This window comes from Salmonella sp. 741265050_HSA, from assembly GCF_046569445.1.
GTDB classification, from domain to species: Bacteria; Pseudomonadota; Gammaproteobacteria; order Enterobacterales; family Enterobacteriaceae; genus Salmonella; species Salmonella enterica.
Genome location: NZ_JBKFSV010000020.1, coordinates 1 through 17,991, shown reverse-complemented (window position 1 = coordinate 17,991; position 17,991 = coordinate 1). Strand labels below are relative to the sequence as shown.

Sequence of the window (17,991 nt, the reverse complement as noted above, 5' to 3'; positions counted from 1 at the left end):
GTTCTTATATGGTTAAAAGAAAGTGAACAATATACTGTCTGAAGAAGTCCTAAATGTGACTGATTTCACAACCTCACGCCAGTTGACTCTCTGGAAACGCGAGGATTTGCAGTCCCCCCAACTTGATGATGTTGCCGAGGAAGTGCCAGTGGCACTGGTGTATAACGGTATTTCGCATGTCGTTATGATGGCTTCTCCGAAAGATCTGACGCATTTCGCAATAGGGTTTTCTCTGTCGGAAGGGATCATTGACAGCCCGCGTGAAATCTATGGCATGGACGTTGTGCCGTCCTGTAACGGACTTGAAGTGCAGATTGATCTTTCCAGCCGTCGATTTATGGGGCTGAAAGCGCGTCGTCGCGCGCTGGCCGGACGTACCGGTTGCGGCGTGTGTGGCGTGGAACAGCTCAATGACATCGGTAAGCCGGTGCAACCGCTGCCGTTTAGCCAAACGTTTAATCTCGGTAACCTTGATCGCGCGTTAAAACATCTGAATGATTTTCAACCGACGGGTAAGCTGACGGGTTGTACGCACGCTGCGGCGTGGGTCATGCCGTCGGGTGAACTGGCGGGGGGCCATGAAGATGTCGGACGCCACGTTGCGCTGGATAAACTGCTCGGTCGCCGCGCCACGGAGGGTGAGGAATGGCGGCAAGGCGCGGCGCTGGTTTCCAGTCGTGCGAGTTACGAAATGGTGCAGAAGTCGGCGATGTGTGGTGTGGAAATTTTGTTTGCGGTTTCTGCTGCCACCACGCTCGCGGTTGACGTCGCTGAACGGTGTAATCTTACGCTGGTGGGGTTCTGTAAGCCGGGTCGGGCGACGATTTATACCCATCCGCAGCGGTTAATCGCAGACTAAAATAGTACCCTCTACATTTGCGTAAAATATATATTATTAATTTAATATATATTTTATGTAGAATGATGGTATATGAAATATATATTTTCTGGATTTTACAGCCTCTCTTAATAACGGAATGACGTATAGTGGCGAGGCCATATTTTCGTTAAAATAAGAGAACCCCAACGTAAATATACAAAAGGCAATTAAATGAAAAGGAATTTATTATCCTCAGCGATAATCATTGCGCTAATGACCCTGGGCGCAACAGGATGTGATGACAATAATGTTAAAACCGAGGCGACGCCGGCCGCCAGCAGTCAGCCTGCGACGCCAGCGCCTTCTCAGACGCCGGAAACGCAATCTGACGAAAGTCCAGCGCAGCTCTCAGCAGCGAAGCCAGAAACGGCAACTCAGCCCCCGGCGGCGAAGCCAGAAACGCCAGCTCAGCCGGAGGTTGACGCTGAAGAAGTTTATAGTGAAAAAATGGATGTCTATATCGATTGTTTTAATAAACTTCAATTGCCCGTTCAGCACAGTCTGGCGCGTTACGCGGATTGGGTGAAAGACTTTAAAAAAGGTCCGACAGGGAAAGAGAGCCTGGTTTATGGCATTTATGGTATTACGGAGTCTTACATCACGAATTGCCAGAAAGAGATGAAACAGGTGGCCGCCTTAACGCCATTACTTGAGCCTATTGATGGCGTTGCCGTTAGCTATATTGATAGCGCCGCCGCGCTGGGTAATACCATTAACGAAATGGAAAAATATTATACCCAGGAAAACTATAAAGATGATGCCTTTGCTAAAGGTAAGGCGCTGCATCAGACATTACTGAAGAATATCGAGGATTTTAAACCCGTCTCGGAAAAATATCATGAGGCTATTCAGGAGATAAATGACAGGCGGCAATTGACACAGTTGAAGAGAATAGAAGAAGCGGAAGGTAAAACATTTAACTATTATTCTCTGGCTGTCATGATCTCGGCAAAGCAGATCAACAAGGTTATTTCTGCCGATACCTTTGATGCCGAAGCGATGATGAAAAAAGTCGCGGAACTGGAAACAATGATTGCGCAATTGAAAGAAGTGAATACTGATGGCCGTAATTCTTCTTTCATCAGCTCTGCGGCTGATTATCAGCTACAAGCTAAAAAATATATTCGTCGCATCAGAGACAATGTTGAGTATTCTGATTTTGAAAAGAAACGGGTGCAGGACCCTGCAACAGGATGGATGGTTGCGGATTCTTATCCGGCGTCGTTGAGAAGTTATAACGAGATGGTGGATGATTATAATCGCCTGCGTTGAGTGACGGCACATTAACTGCGTGCAGGCTGGCGCAAGCGCCTATAAAATTACGCTATAACGCCAATAAAAAGCGCCGATCAGGCGCTTTTTTCGTTCATGTGTTCTTCGTCAGGCAATATCCGTAAAAATAGCTGACGTAACATTAACTAAGGAGAGTTATTAGGAAAACCAGTAATCTGAAGCTATCACAAGATGTTGACGTCACGCTGGAAGACACTGGTAGTGTAATTGAGGATCGGCATTTATATGGAAAGCATTTATCCCGCCTGATGCGAAAATTCTGGGCCTCTTCAGCATAGGGCGGCCCAGCCTTCATCACTTATAGGGTGTCACGTCCAACTGTTCTGTAAGACGTTAATTAATACCCGCCATTCGTAATAACGCGGTCACCACTGCAGCGGCGATAATCACCACAATAAGCGGCATTTTACGCCAGGCTAAAAATACGGCGAAGCCAACCCCAAGAACGCGCGCCATTCCGGCAAAATGTTCGCCTTCGTAAAAGGTGGTTGCCAGCGCGACGGAGAATAGCAGCACCGTTGCCGCATCCGAGAGCAGCGCCTGTGAACGCTCAGACAGCGCCAGACGGCTGCCAAGTTTCGCGCCGCCGAGGCGCATCAAATAGGTTCCCGCAGATAAAAGAGCAATACCGATAATAAATAGCGTCATATTGCCCATTATTTTTTCCTCGCCAGTAGGCCAAGCAGCGAAAGCAACACCGGCAATCCGGCAGCCACAAAGGGAACGGCGGCAAGCGACAGCGCGGCGCCGCTGCAACCACGAATCAATGTGGTGCGGTTTTTAAACGCCGGGATCACCAGCGCCAGTAAGATTGCCGGGAATACGGCATCCAGACCGATGGTTTCTGGGGCCGGGAGCAGTTTGCCGACACCTGCGCCAATCAGTGTGCCAATCGGCCAGAATAGGGCGACGCCCAGACCGCATAGCCAGTAGGCGGCTTTACGTTGTTCGGGTGTTTTTTGCGACAGGCCGAACACCACGCTCTCATCATTCATAATATGGCAGCCGAAAAAGCTGGCGGCGCGGGTGCCAACCAAATCGCGCACCGTTACGCCAAACGGCACGTGGCGCGCATTCACCAGCAGTCCTGCCGCCGCCGCCGCTAACGGATTGCCGCCGCTGGCAACAATGCCGATAAACATAAATTCGGACGCGCCCGCCAGTACAAAAATAGAGAGGACAAACGGCACCCACAGTGGGAAACCGTAGGCCATCGCCAGTGAGCCATAGGACATGCCGACGACGCCCACGGCCAGGCACACTAAAAATATCGCTTTTATCGTGTCTCCTTTGAGACAGGAAAAATAGTGTTTCATCTTCTTTAGTCATATCGAACGAATTTTCATTATAATGAACGGAACAGATTTGCTTTACAAGACGAACATTTCGTTCGTTATAGTGAACGTTGGATGCTTTATGACACAACCTATTAGCGTCATTGCCAGAAGCCTGGTACGCGAACGCCAGCGAACCGGACTGTCGCTGGCGGAGATTGCGCGGCGCGCAGGCATCGCTAAATCTACGCTTTCACAACTGGAAGCAGGGAACGGCAACCCCAGCCTGGAGACGTTATGGTCGCTATGCGTCGCGCTCGACATTCCCTTTGCCAGGCTGCTGGAGCCGCAGGTACAAAAAACGCAGGTGATTCGCCGCGGAGAAGGCACCAAAGTGGTGGCGGAGCAGGCGCATTATCAGGCGATATTACTGGCGGCGTGTCCGCCCGGCGCGCGGCGTGATATCTATCTGCTGTTGACGCAGCCGGGGGCCGACCGGATCTCTCACCCGCATCCGCCGGGGTCGGTGGAACATATTATTGTTACGCAGGGAAAAGCCCTCGTCGGCTTAACCGAGGCGCCGGAAGAGCTGGCGGAGGGCGATTACATTTGTTATCCCGGCGACCAGGCGCATATCTTTAAAGCGCTGGAACCGGATACACAGGCTATCCTGGTAGCGGAGCAGAATTGAAATTGCCGGATGGCGGCGTAACCGCCTTATCCGGCCGACAAAAAATAAAACTGTAGGCCCGGTAAGCTTGCGCCACCGGGCACACGACTTACTGCAGATAGAACACCTCTTTTAGCTCTGCGCTGACCGGGCTGTTATCCGGATTCGCGGGCATAACGTCACGCATATGTTTCCACCAACGCTGGCAAACGTCGGTGCTGGCAACGGCGTTCCAGCGTTCCTCGGATTCAATCTCAACGGTGGCGAACAGCAGATTGCGCTCCTGATCGAGATAAATCGCGTAGTGATGCGCGCCGTGAGATTTTAATACGGCTTCCAGCTCCGGCCAGATTGGGTTATGACGACGCTGATACTCCTCGTGCGCGTCGGCATTTACCTGCATCACAAAGGCTTTGCGGATCATAACGCCTCCAGGTACAGCTCGCGAACTTCATCGCGGCTGGCGGTGCGCGGGTTACACGGCGCGCACGGGTCGGCGAGGGCTTTATCCAGCCAGCCTTCGATATCTTCTTTTGTGACGCCCAACGTGCTGAAACCGTCTGGAATGCCGACGCGTTTGCTCAGCGTACGGATAGCGTTAATCGCTTCCTGACTTGCGGCTTCGTCAGACATACCGCGCGTCTCCACGCCCATCGCCTGTGCGATGCGGGCAAAACGCGCGACGGCGTGCGGACGGTTAAAGTTCTCGACAATTGGCAGCAGGATAGCGTTGCAGACGCCGTGCGGCAGATTGTGGGTTGCGCCCGGCTGGTGCGCCAGCGCGTGAACCAGCCCCAAACCAGCGCTGTTGAACGCCATACCCGCCAGGTACTGGCCGAATGCCATTTGCTCACGGGCTTCGAGGTTATGGCCATCGTCAACCGCTTTCGGTAGCCACAAATTGATTAAGCGAATCGCTTCCAGCGCGTTAGCGTCGGTGAGCGGATGCGCGCCAACGGAGACATAGGCTTCCACCGCATGGGTCAGGGCATCCATGCCGGTTGCGGCGGTCACAGACGCCGGGATTTCCAGCATGACGCTGGCGTCATCCACGGCAATATCCGGGATGATATTCGGGTCGATGATCACCTCTTTGACCTTACGGGCAGAGTCGATAATCACCGCGTTGCTGGTCATCTCGGCCGCGGTACCTGCCGTAGTATTAATCGCTACCAGCGGTACGCCGGCGTTTTTCACTTTGCCGACGCCGGAGTAGGCGGTAGATGGACCTGGGTTGGCGGTCAGAATTTTCACCGCTTTAGCGGTATCGATCGGGCTGCCGCCGCCGAAGGCGATAATGTAGTCACATTCTGCGCTCTGATACGCCGCAAAACCTTTCTGCACCAGCTCTTCTGTCGGGTTTGGGAACACCTCATCAAACAGGTGGTAAGACATTTGATGTTCATCCAGTGCGCTAAACAGGCTATCCAGCAGGCCCAGCTTTACCAGTTGACCATCGGTAACGATCAGCGCTTTGCCCCATTGCTTATTCGCCACGAGGTTCACCATATCGGCAATCGCTCCAGCGCCATGCAGGCTAATTTTTGGCAGTGCCAACATAAAGCTCATCACTATTCTCCTTAAAAAAATTCCCTGTTGCCCGATGGCGCTACGCTTATCGGGCCTACGGTAAAATGCGCACCGACCTGTAGGCCGGATAAGGCAAAGCCGCATCCGGCGTTGAGTTGGGAGGTATCAGTACAGCGCTACGGCGCTGGCCAGCGGTGTCACGCCAAAACGTTTGCCGAGTGCGACCAGTTCTTCGCGCGTGATGGTCTGCTTCATACCGCCCATCGAATAGATTTTGACTAATACCTCAGCGGATTTCTCTGCGGTATCTATCAAACCGAAGGTTTCATCCAGCGTAGGTCCGCTTCCGAACACGCCGTGGAACGGCCACAGTACCAGCGAATGTTGCTGCATTTCTTGCGCGGTGGCCTGGCCGATTTCATCGGTGCCTGGCACCATCCACGGCAGAATGCCGACGCCGTCCGGGAATACCACCAGACATTCGGTGCTGCCTTCCCACAGTTTGCGGGTGATCAGCGCAGTGTTGTTTTCCAGTACGTAGGTGAGGGCGATCAGGTTAGTCGCATGGCAATGCATAATGACGCGGTCTTTGCCGTGGGTGGCTTTGATGCGTTCGCAGTGGGAGAGGAAATGCGCCGGGAGTTCAGAGGTGGGTACCGCGTCGTGGGTTAAGCCCCACAGAATGTGGTAGCCTGCGCCGTCGCTGTCGATTTTGACCACGCCTAAATTGGCTGCCGGATCGAGCTGCACGTTGCGGAAGAATTTGCCGGAACCGGTAACGATAAACGGCGTATTCGCCAGCAGCGGCATGGGTTGACTTAGCGCGATGTAGCGCGGTTTTTCGTGGAAATTAGCTGCAAAAGGCGCGATATCGGCTTCATCCAGACGCAGCGTCAGGTTACCGCCATTACGTTCGTCCCACCCTTTCAGCCACGCATCAGACGTGGCTTTAATCATGCCCTGGACAAACCAGGAATCGGTAATATTTTGCATGTTCGTGTTCCCATTTATTGCCCGCAGGTTATTCGGGTCTTACGTAGGCCGGATAAGCGCAGCGCCATCCGGCAATCGTGTTTCATTTATTGCCGGATGGCGACGCGGGCGTCTTATCCGGCCTACAGATCAGGTGTCGCTGTCAGCTACGTTTGCTCAGGATCTCTTTTTCGTAGGCGCGAACGCTGTCCAGCCACTGGCTGCCAGCCGGCGTGTCGTGACGCTGGCAATACATTTCCCAGACGGCCTGCCACGGCAGAGATTTTTGCTCTTCCAGCAGCGCCAGACGCGCGGTGTAATCGCCGCTGGCCTCAAGCTGACGCAGTTGATCTGTGGGTTCCAGCAGAGCGCGCAGTAGCGCTTTTTTCATGTTGCGGGTACCGATAACCCACGCGGCGACACGGTTGATAGAGGCGTCGAAGAAATCCAGACCGATATGCACACGGTCGAACAGGTTATGACGGACGATCTCGCTGGCAATTGCCTGGGTTTCATCGTCCAGGAGCACCACGTGGTCGCTATCCCAGCGTACCGGGCGGCTGACGTGCAGCAGCAGCCGTGGCACATAGAGCATGGCGGCGGAAATTTTGTCGGAAATCACTTCAGTGGGATGGAAGTGGCCCGCATCCAGGCACAGCGCGGTCTGACGGCTGGTGGCGTAGCCCATGTAGAACTCATTGGAGCCGACGGTGTAGCTTTCCGCGCCGATACCAAACAGTTTGCTTTCGACGGCGTCGATGTGGTGCGCCGGGTCGAATTTCTCGCTAATGACCTCATCCAGCGCTTCCAGCAGGCGCTGGCGCGGGGCTAAACGGTCGACGGTAATGTCTTTCATGCCGTCCGGGATCCAGATGTTCATCACCGACGGCGTACCGAGCTGCTCACCAAAGTATGCCGAGACGCGGCGGCTGGCTTTGCAGTGATCGATCCAGAACTGGCGAATTTTCGCGTCTGGATGAGAGAGGGTAAAACCGTCAGCGCTCAGTGGATGAGAAAAACAGGTGGGGTTGAAATCCAGCCCCAGCCGGTTCGCTTTCGCCCACTCCACCCAGTTTCTAAAATGCTCCGGTTTGATCTGGTCGCGAGCAACCGGCGTATCCGACTCAAGATAAATGGCGTGCAGGTTCAGCCGTTTTGGTCCTGGGATCAGACGCAGCGCCTGTTCCAGATCGGCGCGCAGTTCGGTGGCGTTACGCGCTTTGCCCGGATAGTTGCCGGTTGACTGAATTCCGCCCGTCAACGAACCTTCCGGGTTCTCGAATCCGGCAACATCGTCGCCCTGCCAGCAGTGCATGGAAACCGGCAGGCGATCGAGCTGGCGCAGCGCCTCCTCGACATCAATACCTACTGCGGCGAAACGTTGTTTTGCCAGTTCCCAGGCTTGTTCCAGTTGAGTGGTCATGCGCAAAGCTCCTTTGTCTGTCGTTTGGGTTGAAACTGCGCAACGTGGCGGGCAATTTCACTATCAGGATTAGGGATATAGGTTGTCAGGTCGTAGTTAGCGCTGATGACCTGACGGAAGTCATCGACGTTGTTTAATTCGTCGAGGGTCATAAGCTGAATACCAATATTGCCAAGGGTGGAGGCTTCAACCGGCCCGGCCATCACGCGAATGCCACATGCATCGGCGCACAACTGGTTGAGTAGCGCGTTTTGGCAGCCGCCGCCGACAATATGCAGTTGGGTAAATTTTTCGCCGCGCAGATTTGCCAGTTCGTGCAAAATGTCGGCATACAACAGCGCCAGACTGTCGAAAATGCAGCGCGCCAGTTCGGCATCGCTGACGGGAACGGGCTGGTCGGTCTCGCGACAGGCGGCCTGGATTTCGGCGCTCATATCGTCAGGATTGATAAAGCGATCGTCATTCGGGTTAATCAGGAAACGGCAGGCCGGCAGCGCTTCTGTTTGGGCGATAAGCGCAGGCAGATCGGTAATGCGCCGTTCTTTCAGCACACTCTGGAGCAGCCACAAACCCATAATGTTTTTCAGTACCCGATAACGCCCTTCCGCGCCGCCTTCGTTGGTGATATTGGCAGCCAGCGCCTCGTCAGTGGTGTAGGGCATTTTGCTTTCAAAACCCATCAACGACCAGGTGCCTGAAGACAGGTAAGCGCTATGTTTATTTGCCAGCGGAGAGGCAATAACGGCGCTGGCGGTATCGTGGCTGGCGACGGCTACCACCGGAATACGGTTGCCCTGCGGGCAAATCCAGTCGCCGATAACATTGCCAGGGTGCGAGGGGCGACCGAACCAGCTCTTTTTCGCGCCAGTCCATGTCAGCAGGGTCTCGTCCCAGTCATCGGTATTGATATTGACCAACTGGGTGGTCGTGGCGTTGGTGTATTCCCAGTTCATTTCACCGGTCAGGCGGTAGCTGAAATAATCGGGCATCAGCAGCGCATGAGCGACCTGCGCTGTTAACTCAGGCTGTTGTTTCGTCAGCGCGCGTAGCTGATAGATGGTGTTAAACGGCAGAAACTGAATCCCGCTGCGGCGATAGATTTCGCTTTTGCCGATCTGGACCAGCGCTTGCGACATGATGCCCGTGGTACGGTTATCGCGGTAGGAGACCGGCAGGCCGACACGCTGACCTTGTTTATCCAGCAGGACATAATCGACGCCCCAGGTGTCGATGCCGATGCTGTCGATAAGAATGCCTTCATTGCAGACTTTCTTCAGACCAAGACGGATATCCTTTTCCAGACTGTCGATGTCCCAGGTGTCAAACCCGTCTGTTTTTTGTAGGCAGTTCACAAAACGGTGAATTTCACGTAGCGTCAGGGTACGGTGTTTGCTGTCGTAACGCGCCAGCATCACGCGCCCGCTGGATGCGCCGAGATCAACCGCGACACAATGGCGAAAAGTCATAATCAGGTCCTTCTTAGAGTCATTGCGCACAGTCTAAAAAAGCCCTCAAAGACCTACCTTCTCGTTACTGACAGGAAAATGAGCCGCTGGCAACAAGGCAAAGATGAACGTGATAGCGTTCACAGTTTCTACTAATAGGCCGGTGTGATGTCGTCCGCATTTCCCGCTTTTTCCCGCCTTTTCTTGAAAAAAAGACCATGTTTGCGCGCTTTAGCGTCAAAAATTTAAGGTGAGGCCGATAGCCCTTAATTACTATTCGGACATGTTGAATTCAGGAGGAAGCAACCATGACCGTACTGCATAGCGTGGATTTTTTTCCATCAGGTAAAGCGCCCGTGGCGATTGAACCCCGTCTGCCGCAAGCCGCTTTCCCTGAACATCATCATGATTTTCATGAAATCGTGATTGTGGAACACGGTACGGGCATTCATGTATTCAACGGGCAGCCGTATACCATCAGCGGCGGTACCGTGTGTTTTGTTCGCGATCACGACCGGCATTTATATGAACATACCGACAACCTATGCCTGACGAATGTACTGTGGCGTTCGCCGGACGCTTTCCAATTCCTGGCGGGGCTGGATCAATTGCTGCCGCAGGAGCAGGATGGTTACTATCCTTCGCACTGGCGGGTGAATCAGAGTGTGTTGCAGCAGGTGCGCCAGTTGGTCGGTCTGATGGAGCGCGCCGGAGACGGCATGGATGCGCCTGCCGTGGCGAATCGCGAAATTTTGTTTATGCAACTACTGGTGTTGTTACGCCGCAGTAGCCTGATGGAAGGCGCGACCAATAACGACGCCAAACTCAACCAACTGATGGCATGGCTGGAAGACCATTTTGCGGAGGAGGTCTGCTGGGAGGCGGTAGCTGAACAGTTTTCGCTGTCGCTACGCACGCTGCATCGTCAGCTTAAACAGCATACCGGGCTGACGCCGCAACGTTACCTTAATCGCCTGCGTTTGATCAAAGCCCGGCATTTATTACGCCATAGCGATCATAGCGTGACAGAAATCGCGTACCGCTGCGGTTTTGGCGACAGTAACCACTTTTCGACTCTGTTTCGCCGAGAATTTAACTGGTCGCCGCGGGATATCCGTCAGGGACGCGATGCGATAATCCAGTAACGCGAACGCTATCAACGTTTTCGTCGCCAATATGCTGATAATTATACCCTTTAATACCGGATGGCGGCTGCGCCTTACCTGGCCTACGGCGGCGAGCGGTAGACAGAATAAGCGTAGCGCCATCCGGCAAGCATTCAACATGAGGTGCTGCGGTGGCAAATCAGTTAATCCTTTTGAAAAAAGATTTTTTTACTGATGAGCAGCAGGCCGTTACGGTTGCCGATCGCTATCCACAGGATGTTTTTGCGGAACATACGCATGAGTTTTGTGAACTGGTGATGGTCTGGCGGGGCAATGGCCTACACGTTCTTAATGAGCGCCCATACAGAATTACCCGCGGCGATCTGTTTTACATTCGTGCTGAAGACAAACACTCCTATACCTCCGTTAACGATCTGGTGCTGCAAAATATCATTTACTGCCCGGAGCGTTTGAAACTCAATGTAAACTGGCAGGCGATGATTCCCGGCTTTCAGGGAGCGCAGTGGCATCCTCACTGGCGGCTGGGCAGTATGGGAATGAATCAGGCGCGGCAGGTCATTAACCAGCTTGAACATGAGAGTAATGGGCGCGATCCGCTGGCGAATGAGATGGCGGAATTGCTGTTTGGTCAACTGGTGATGACGTTAAAACGGCATCGCTACGCGACCGACGATCTTCCGGCAACCTCCAGAGAAACCCTGTTGGATAAATTAATTACCGCTTTGGCTAATAGCCTTGAGCGTCCCTTTGCGCTGGATGCGTTTTGCCAGCAGGAACAATGCAGCGAACGGGTGCTGCGGCAGCAGTTTCGCGCCCAAACCGGGATGACGATTAATCAATATTTACGCCAGGTCCGTATTTGCCACGCGCAGTATCTGCTTCAGCATAGCCCGCTGATGATTAGCGAGATTTCGATGCAGTGCGGCTTTGAAGATAGTAATTATTTTTCAGTGGTGTTCACACGGGAAACCGGGATGACGCCGAGCCAATGGCGCCATCTCAGTAATCAAAGCGATTAACTGGCCATGCCTAAACCGACAATATTCGCCGCGATAATAATTACCACGCAGCCGAGGCTTAATACGGCAACGGGACGGCGGCCAGCATTTTTCCACTCTTTTAGCACCAGACCGACAAGCCCCCCGCACAGCACATAGAAGCTCATGTGCAGCATCCAGCTCATGTAGTCATATTGCGCTGGAATGCGCGCGTGACCCCAGGCATAGAAAAAGAACTGCAAATACCACATCAGACCGCCAAGCGCGGACAGCAGAATATTGCTGATAATCAACGGTCTTGCCAGCGAGAAGTCGGCTTTTATCGACAGATTTTGTACTTTTGCCAGGCGGATAAAACAGAAACCGAGGTTAACCAGCGCGCCGCCGCCCATAATCACCACGTAACTCGGCAGCGCGACATAGAGCGGGTCAACGCCAAGCGCGGCAGCAGCTTCATGCATCGGTTTCGCGGCGTTCATGGCAAAAGACATCCCCGCCGAGAAAATACCGCACATCACTGCCAGCAGAAGCCCTTTCTTCAGATTGAACTCCTCCGCTTTAATGCCCATTTTGCGTTCTTTTAACTGTCCGGCGCGCGTCACAATCCCGACGCCGATCAGCGCGACAAAAACGCCAAGTAGCGTCATGCGTCCCCCTTCGGTATGGAGTAACACATCGAAGTTACCGTTGATGATAGGCGTCATCAGCGTGCCGACGATAAGCGTAATGCCAATAGCGATGCCGATACCCATCGACATCCCGAGATAACGCATAGTCAGACCGTAGTTAATATTGCCGATGCCCCACATGGCGCCGAACAGAAAAACCGGTAAAAGGGTGGAGAGGTTAAACTGTCCATAATAGGCCCAGAAATCAGGCAGTAACAGAGCGCTAATTGTCCACGGCAGAATAAGCCAGGAGACGATGCCGCCCACTGACCACATGGTTTCCCATGACCACTGTTTCACTTGCTTGAACGGAGCATAGAAGCAGGCTGCACTGGCCGCCCCTATCAAATGCCAGAAAATACCCATCGTAATCGCGTTACTCATGACATGTTCCTCATTATTTTTTATGGACGGGATACCCCTTCCGTTTGCATGAGTTTAAAAATTACGCAGCCTGGTAACCTTATAACGATTGCCGCCGTTGGGTGTATTCTGGCAATCAGCACGTTAATGAAGTGATTAACTTCACGTTTTAAAAAAGTCGGAGCGCATCATGACCGTCTGGATGTTATTTAAATCAGTGGGTAATATTGGTTTTCTAAAATACCTTCATCATAACGACACGAAACGACTTAGCTGGCAGCAATGCAAAGAAAACGCTGCGTGAGCTCACATAATGGGAATAGTCTGACTTACCGTTTGATAAAAGGGTAGTTATACAGTAATTATTTAGTTGTTTTATTTGTATTTACAATTTAAATATATTGAAATTAACGTTAGGAATCAATGAAATATAAATATAGGGAAATCCCTATATTGGCTTTGTTGATGGTTTTTTGATTTTTATGTTATATGGCGAATATAAATTTCATTTATTTTATTTTGCTTTTTGAACATTATCCCAATTTTAAATTAAAGATCTTTGCCTATATTGTCGCCATTCACATTGCGTATTATGGTTGTAACGGCCTGACATAAAACAACGTTTTAATTTTAAATTAAATGGATTCTGTTATGAGAAAATCTCTTTTCTTACTATTACCTCTTGTTGTAACAAATGCGCATGCAGTATATGTCGATGTTCGTCATGAATATCTTGATGATAGTAAAGCTAACTATGACCGTGCGTATATTTCTCATCGGTTTGCGAATGGTGTTGGTTTTGCGATAGAAGCTATCTCAAAATCAGGCGGGGATGACACCAATAAAGCGTTTAATGACCTGGAAACACAGGGCAACGAATATACGATAAGCTACCAATTTAAAACCGGTGATGTCGCCTGGCAACCGGGTTTTGTGCTGGAAACAGGCAATGGTTACTCTACCTATAAGCCTTACTTCCGCGCGACGTGGACATTAAATGAAAGCTGGTGGGTTGGCGCGCGCTATCGTTTTGAATATGTACGCCGTTCTTCTGATATCCGGGATGATGATACCATCAATCGTATGGATGTCTGGGCAGGTTATAAATGGAACAACTTTGACTGGACAATTGAAGGGATTTATAAGAAAGCCGATAAATATGATCTTTACGATGGCGGCAAAGATAATTATGAATATAACTTCAGAACTGCCTATATTATTGACCAATGGTCGCCATTCGTTGAGGTAGGTAATGTTTCCGTCAATAGCAACAGCGATGAAAGACAAACCCGTTTCCGCGTGGGTATAGGCTACACATTCTAATCATTATCCCTGTTTATTATTTATTCCCTTTTCCGGCTACTTTATAGGTAGCCGGTTTTTTTTACCTGGTGATTACCTGCGGATAATTATTATCGCGCGTTGGCCGGATAAGACGCGAATCGCCATCCGGCAACGAGATGCGCAGGAAACTATGCGCTTACATGATGCCCAGTAGACGGGGTAAAAACAGTGTGATTTCCGGAATGTAGGTAATTAATAACAGAACGCCGATAATCGCGCCGTAAAAAGGCAGCAACGGTTTAATCACTTCCTCAACTTTGACCTTACCGACGCTCGCACCGACATATAAACCACTGCCAACTGGCGGCGTAATGGTGCCAATCGCCAGGTTATAGATCATGATAATGCCGAAATGCACCGGATCGACGCCTAGTTTAGCCATGATCGGCAGCAGAATCGGGGTAAAAATCAGAATGGCCGGACCGATATCCATAAATGCGCCGATAATCAACAAAAAGACGGTAATGACTAACAGGATAACCAGTTTATTGGCGGAAATACCGAGGATCATATCGCTCAGCGCTGCAGGAATATTGGTGATCGACATTGAGAAGGACATCGCCGAAGAGGTTGCCAGCAGGAACATGATGACCCCGGTCATTACCACTGTCTGGAGCAAAATCGAAGGCAAATCCTTAATTTTCAGCGTGCGGTAAAACACCATCGTCAGCAATAACGTATACACCACGGCAATCGCGGAGGCTTCAATGGCGGTGAAAATCCCCTGCACAATGCCGCCGACGATAATCACGATCAGTAACAGGCTGGGAATGGCCTCAACGGCAACTTTTAGCGCCATGCCTTTTTGGACGGTGAAGAAAACCCGATAATTTCGACGCTTAGCGACCACCAGCGTGACCAGCATACAGCCAACGCCCCACAGCACACCCGCAACCAGACCGCCGGCGAACAGAGCGGCAATCGATGTTCCCCCGCTTGCCAGCGCATAAAGGATAAAAGCCGTGGTGGGCGGAATTAACATTCCCGTCGGCGCGGAGGCGATATTCACCGCGGCCGCAAAGCCGCGATCGTAACCTTCGCGCGCGCTCATCGGCACCATCACGCCGCCGATGGAGGTTGAGGCGGCAATTGCCGATCCGGAAATTGCACCAAACATCATATTGCCGACGATGTTGGTGTAAGAGAGCGAGCCGGGCAGTTTGCCAGTAAACAGTTTGGCAAAATTGACCAGCCGGGCGGCAATTCCCCCGCTATTCATGATCACCCCGGACAAAACGAAGAACGGCACGGCCAGCAAGGCAAAACTGTCCAGGCTGGAGAACATTTTTTGCGCGGTGGCGAACATCGAAATATCGAAAGGCAGTACCAGCATCATGGTGCTGAAAGAGGCGATAACGATGCAGATCCCGATAGGCGCGCCCATGGCCAGTAAAACAACAAAGACGGCAATTAGCGTACAGGACGCAAAAATAGGGTCAATCATGTGATTTCTCCAGAGTGTGCTCAGTGGTATCCGTGGCGGAATGGATAGCTTTCAGGGCGTCAACGATATTCAGCAGCCCATAGAGGATGATCAGTACGCCCGCGCAGGGGAGCGCGTAATAAATTTTTCCCATCGGAATGCCCAGCGCAGGGGAGATTTGCAGCATAGAAATCGCAGAAATCTTTAAGCCGCCGATAATCAATACCCAAATGGAAAACGCGATAAAAATGACCTGCAGAATAATATCCCACCAGCCGCGAATCGTCGGCGACACCTTATCCAGTAAGATAGTCAGACTGATATGCTGTTTCTGACCGGCGACAAAAGCCATGCCCAGCATTGATACCCACACCAGGAGAAATCGCAGCATCTCTTCGGTAAGGGTGCTGGGAACGCCCAGAATGTAGCGGCTCACCACCTGCCAGCAGGCGATGCCAACCATTATCGCCAGCACCAGGCAACAGATAGCGCCCAGCAATAAATCAAGTCCTTTTCTGAATGTGTTCATCTTAATTTCCTGATTAGATTAATTTTTTGCTGTCTGGATACGTTGATACAGCCCGTAAAGCCGCGGTTTGTTTTTCAGACCGTCGTAAATAGGCTGTACCGCCTTCTGGAAGGGCTTTTTGTCGATCTCGTAGAATTCAACGTTGAAATCTTTTACCGCCGCCAGCCTGGTTTTCTCTATTTCCTTGTCCCATGCGGCTTTCTCAAATTCGATCGACGCCTTGATGGCGGCTTCGACGATGCGTTGCTGTTCCGGCGTCAGCTTTTCCAGCGTGAGGGTACTCATTAGCAGGATATCGGGAATGCGGGTGTGCATATCGTAGGTGTAATAACGGGCGACTTCGCCGTGGCGGGCGATGGTGAGAGCGAACTCATTGTTTTCCGCACCGTCGAGAATGCCTTGTTGTAACGAGGTATAGACCTCCGCCTGGCTCATGGCGATGGGCGAAGCGCCCAGCAGTTTGAGGGTTTGGATCGCCGTCTCACTCTGCATGACGCGGATCTTCTTCCCGCGTAAATCCTCAATGCGTTTAACCGGCGCTTTGCTCATATAAAAATTACGCGCGCCGGAATCATACCAGCCTACGCCGACAAACCCCTGTGCGGCGGTGGACTGATAAACAGGCTCCATCACCTGTGGGTTATCCATTACGCGGTAGTATTCCTCGACGGTGGCAAACAGGTAGGGAAGTGAGAACACGCCGTACTCAGGCGAAAAACTCTCCATCAGCCCGGACGACACTTTAGTGATGTCGACGACGCCGACCTGCGTCAACTCCACCAGTTCGCGCTCGCCGCCAAGCTGTCCGTCCGGGAAGTACTGTACTTTGATATCGCCGCCCGTTTTCTCTTCAACTTGCTGCCCCAGGAAGTGCAACGCATCTTTTACCGGCTGGCTATTTTCAGCGTAGGCCAGGCGCAAAATGGTTTCGCCGTGGGAGAAGAAAGAGAGTGTGGAGAGTAAGGCCAACGTAGCCAGACGTATAAAACCAGGTTGCTTCATGATTCCCTCGCAATTGTAATAATTTACCGGGAATGTAATTGCATGGTGAAATTATAACCTTCTTGATTTTGCCACCGCTGACAAAATCTGGCACCAAAAGAAAGATTTTGAAACCCTGTTTCACATTTCATGATTTCCAGGAATTCATCAACAGGCGGTTTCGGTTGGAGGCGTAAAAAACGATTTTTTTAAGCGGATGCCGTAACGTTTATAACCCTGGAAAAAGTACGGCATTGATAATCATTTTCAATATCATTTAATTAACTATAATGAACCAACTGCTTACGCGGCGTTAACACTGTGCCGCTCGACAATAATGGAGATGATTATGAGTTATACACTGCCATCCCTGCCGTACGCTTATGATGCACTGGAACCGCACTTCGATAAGCAGACGATGGAGATTCACCACACCAAACACCATCAAACCTATGTCAACAACGCTAACGCGGCGCTGGAAAACCTGCCTGAGTTTGCTAACCTGCCGGTTGAAGAACTGATTACTAAACTGGATCAGGTGCCAGCGGACAAAAAAACCGTGCTGCGTAACAACGCGGGCGGCCACGCTAACCACAGCCTGTTCTGGAAAGGGCTGAAAAAAGGCACCACTCTGCAGGGCGATCTGAAAGCGGCTATTGAGCGTGACTTCGGTTCCGTTGACAACTTCAAAGCTGAATTCGAAAAAGCAGCAGCAACCCGTTTCGGCTCCGGCTGGGCGTGGCTGGTGCTGAAAGGTGACAAACTGGCTGTGGTTTCTACCGCAAACCAGGATTCCCCGCTGATGGGTGAAGCCATTTCCGGCGCTTCCGGCTTCCCGATCCTGGGTCTGGACGTGTGGGAACACGCTTACTACCTGAAATTCCAGAACCGCCGCCCGGACTACATCAAAGAGTTCTGGAACGTGGTGAACTGGGACGAAGCAGCAGCGCGTTTCGCCGCTAAAAAATAATTTGCATTGCACGTCTGTAGAAGCGAGTCTGATGACTCGCTTTTTTTGTCTATGGAAAACCCCCAGCTAGGCTGGGGGTTCCGGAAAGCTTTCAGCTTTAA

General features: G+C 51.7%; 18 protein-coding genes. 7 read left to right on the top strand and 11 right to left on the bottom strand.

Annotated features, from left to right (window positions below):
• Positions 1–22 precede the first annotated feature (22 nt).
• Together fdhD and ACLD4F_RS20540 are read left to right on the top strand one after the other, a co-directional pair.
• On the top strand, positions 23–859 hold the full coding sequence (fdhD, locus tag ACLD4F_RS20545; protein WP_001059739.1) for a formate dehydrogenase accessory sulfurtransferase FdhD: 837 nt from the start codon (positions 23–25) through the stop codon (positions 857–859).
• A gap of 192 nt (positions 860–1,051) precedes the next feature.
• Entirely contained in the window at positions 1,052–2,152 is a 1,101-nt protein-coding gene (locus ACLD4F_RS20540) for a YiiG family protein (RefSeq protein ID WP_023217881.1), read from the top strand.
• A 354-nt stretch (positions 2,153–2,506) separates the two neighbouring features.
• Here ACLD4F_RS20540 and ACLD4F_RS20535 read toward each other — a convergent pair whose 3' ends face one another.
• Together ACLD4F_RS20535 and ACLD4F_RS20530 are read right to left on the bottom strand one after the other, a co-directional pair.
• Positions 2,507–2,830 carry an AzlD domain-containing protein gene (locus tag ACLD4F_RS20535; protein ID WP_000527677.1) on the bottom strand — a complete coding sequence of 108 codons (324 nt, stop codon included), beginning with the start codon at positions 2,828–2,830 and terminating at the stop codon, positions 2,507–2,509.
• Complete coding sequence (locus ACLD4F_RS20530) at positions 2,830–3,489, bottom strand: AzlC family ABC transporter permease (RefSeq protein ID WP_000683586.1); 660 nt, start codon at positions 3,487–3,489, stop codon at positions 2,830–2,832. The genes ACLD4F_RS20535 and ACLD4F_RS20530 overlap by 1 nt, the downstream gene beginning before the upstream one ends.
• Before the next feature lie 100 nt (positions 3,490–3,589).
• Between ACLD4F_RS20530 and ACLD4F_RS20525 the strand changes: the two genes are divergently transcribed.
• Positions 3,590–4,138, top strand: coding sequence for a helix-turn-helix domain-containing protein (locus ACLD4F_RS20525; protein ID WP_001517951.1), 549 nt, complete (start codon positions 3,590–3,592; stop codon positions 4,136–4,138).
• An 88-nt stretch (positions 4,139–4,226) separates the two neighbouring features.
• On the opposite strand, the gene rhaM is transcribed toward ACLD4F_RS20525, so the two are convergent.
• From rhaM to rhaB, 5 genes are all read right to left on the bottom strand, one after another.
• Positions 4,227–4,541 carry an L-rhamnose mutarotase gene (gene rhaM / locus ACLD4F_RS20520; protein WP_000619478.1) on the bottom strand — a complete coding sequence of 105 codons (315 nt, stop codon included), beginning with the start codon at positions 4,539–4,541 and terminating at the stop codon, positions 4,227–4,229.
• Positions 4,538–5,686: a lactaldehyde reductase gene (gene fucO / locus ACLD4F_RS20515; RefSeq protein ID WP_023217882.1), complete on the bottom strand. Its 1,149-nt coding sequence runs from the start codon at positions 5,684–5,686 to the stop codon at positions 4,538–4,540. The genes rhaM and fucO overlap by 4 nt, the downstream gene beginning before the upstream one ends.
• A gap of 126 nt (positions 5,687–5,812) precedes the next feature.
• Complete coding sequence (gene rhaD, locus ACLD4F_RS20510) at positions 5,813–6,640, bottom strand: rhamnulose-1-phosphate aldolase (protein ID WP_175268646.1); 828 nt, start codon at positions 6,638–6,640, stop codon at positions 5,813–5,815.
• Between the two features lie 142 nt (positions 6,641–6,782).
• Entirely contained in the window at positions 6,783–8,042 is a 1,260-nt protein-coding gene (gene rhaA, locus ACLD4F_RS20505) for an L-rhamnose isomerase (RefSeq protein ID WP_080160284.1), read from the bottom strand.
• Positions 8,039–9,508 carry a rhamnulokinase gene (gene rhaB, locus ACLD4F_RS20500; RefSeq protein ID WP_411011009.1) on the bottom strand — a complete coding sequence of 490 codons (1,470 nt, stop codon included), beginning with the start codon at positions 9,506–9,508 and terminating at the stop codon, positions 8,039–8,041. Before rhaB ends, rhaA begins: the two co-directional genes overlap by 4 nt.
• A 287-nt stretch (positions 9,509–9,795) precedes the next feature.
• On the opposite strand from rhaB, the gene rhaS reads away from it, so the two are divergent.
• Positions 9,796–10,632: an HTH-type transcriptional activator RhaS gene (gene rhaS / locus ACLD4F_RS20495; protein ID WP_000217112.1), complete on the top strand. Its 837-nt coding sequence runs from the start codon at positions 9,796–9,798 to the stop codon at positions 10,630–10,632.
• A gap of 152 nt (positions 10,633–10,784) precedes the next feature.
• Positions 10,785–11,633 carry an HTH-type transcriptional activator RhaR gene (rhaR, locus tag ACLD4F_RS20490; protein WP_000013292.1) on the top strand — a complete coding sequence of 283 codons (849 nt, stop codon included), beginning with the start codon at positions 10,785–10,787 and terminating at the stop codon, positions 11,631–11,633.
• On the opposite strand, the gene rhaT is transcribed toward rhaR, so the two are convergent.
• Complete coding sequence (gene rhaT, locus ACLD4F_RS20485; RefSeq protein ID WP_076727675.1) at positions 11,630–12,664, bottom strand: L-rhamnose/proton symporter RhaT; 1,035 nt, start codon at positions 12,662–12,664, stop codon at positions 11,630–11,632. The genes rhaR and rhaT overlap by 4 nt on opposite strands.
• Before the next feature lie 618 nt (positions 12,665–13,282).
• Between rhaT and ACLD4F_RS20480 the strand changes: the two genes are divergently transcribed.
• Positions 13,283–13,966 carry an oligogalacturonate-specific porin KdgM family protein gene (locus ACLD4F_RS20480; RefSeq protein ID WP_000378721.1) on the top strand — a complete coding sequence of 228 codons (684 nt, stop codon included), beginning with the start codon at positions 13,283–13,285 and terminating at the stop codon, positions 13,964–13,966.
• 157 nt (positions 13,967–14,123) lie between these two features.
• On the opposite strand, the gene ACLD4F_RS20475 is transcribed toward ACLD4F_RS20480, so the two are convergent.
• Genes ACLD4F_RS20475 through ACLD4F_RS20465 form a run of 3 tightly spaced genes read right to left on the bottom strand, consistent with a single transcriptional unit; the run spans position 14,124 to position 16,941 of the window.
• Positions 14,124–15,431, bottom strand: coding sequence for a TRAP transporter large permease (locus ACLD4F_RS20475; RefSeq protein WP_000566800.1), 1,308 nt, complete (start codon positions 15,429–15,431; stop codon positions 14,124–14,126).
• Positions 15,424–15,939 (bottom strand): TRAP transporter small permease, encoded by a 516-nt coding sequence (locus ACLD4F_RS20470; protein WP_001091410.1) that lies wholly within the window; start codon positions 15,937–15,939, stop codon positions 15,424–15,426. Before ACLD4F_RS20470 ends, ACLD4F_RS20475 begins: the two co-directional genes overlap by 8 nt.
• 18 nt (positions 15,940–15,957) lie before the next feature.
• Positions 15,958–16,941 carry a TRAP transporter substrate-binding protein gene (locus ACLD4F_RS20465; RefSeq protein ID WP_000812822.1) on the bottom strand — a complete coding sequence of 328 codons (984 nt, stop codon included), beginning with the start codon at positions 16,939–16,941 and terminating at the stop codon, positions 15,958–15,960.
• Positions 16,942–17,269: 328 nt separating this feature from the next.
• Between ACLD4F_RS20465 and sodA the strand changes: the two genes are divergently transcribed.
• A complete protein-coding gene (sodA, locus tag ACLD4F_RS20460) occupies positions 17,270–17,890 on the top strand; it encodes a superoxide dismutase [Mn] (protein WP_000122634.1) in 621 nt (206 codons plus the stop codon).
• Positions 17,891–17,991: the final 101 nt, after the last annotated feature.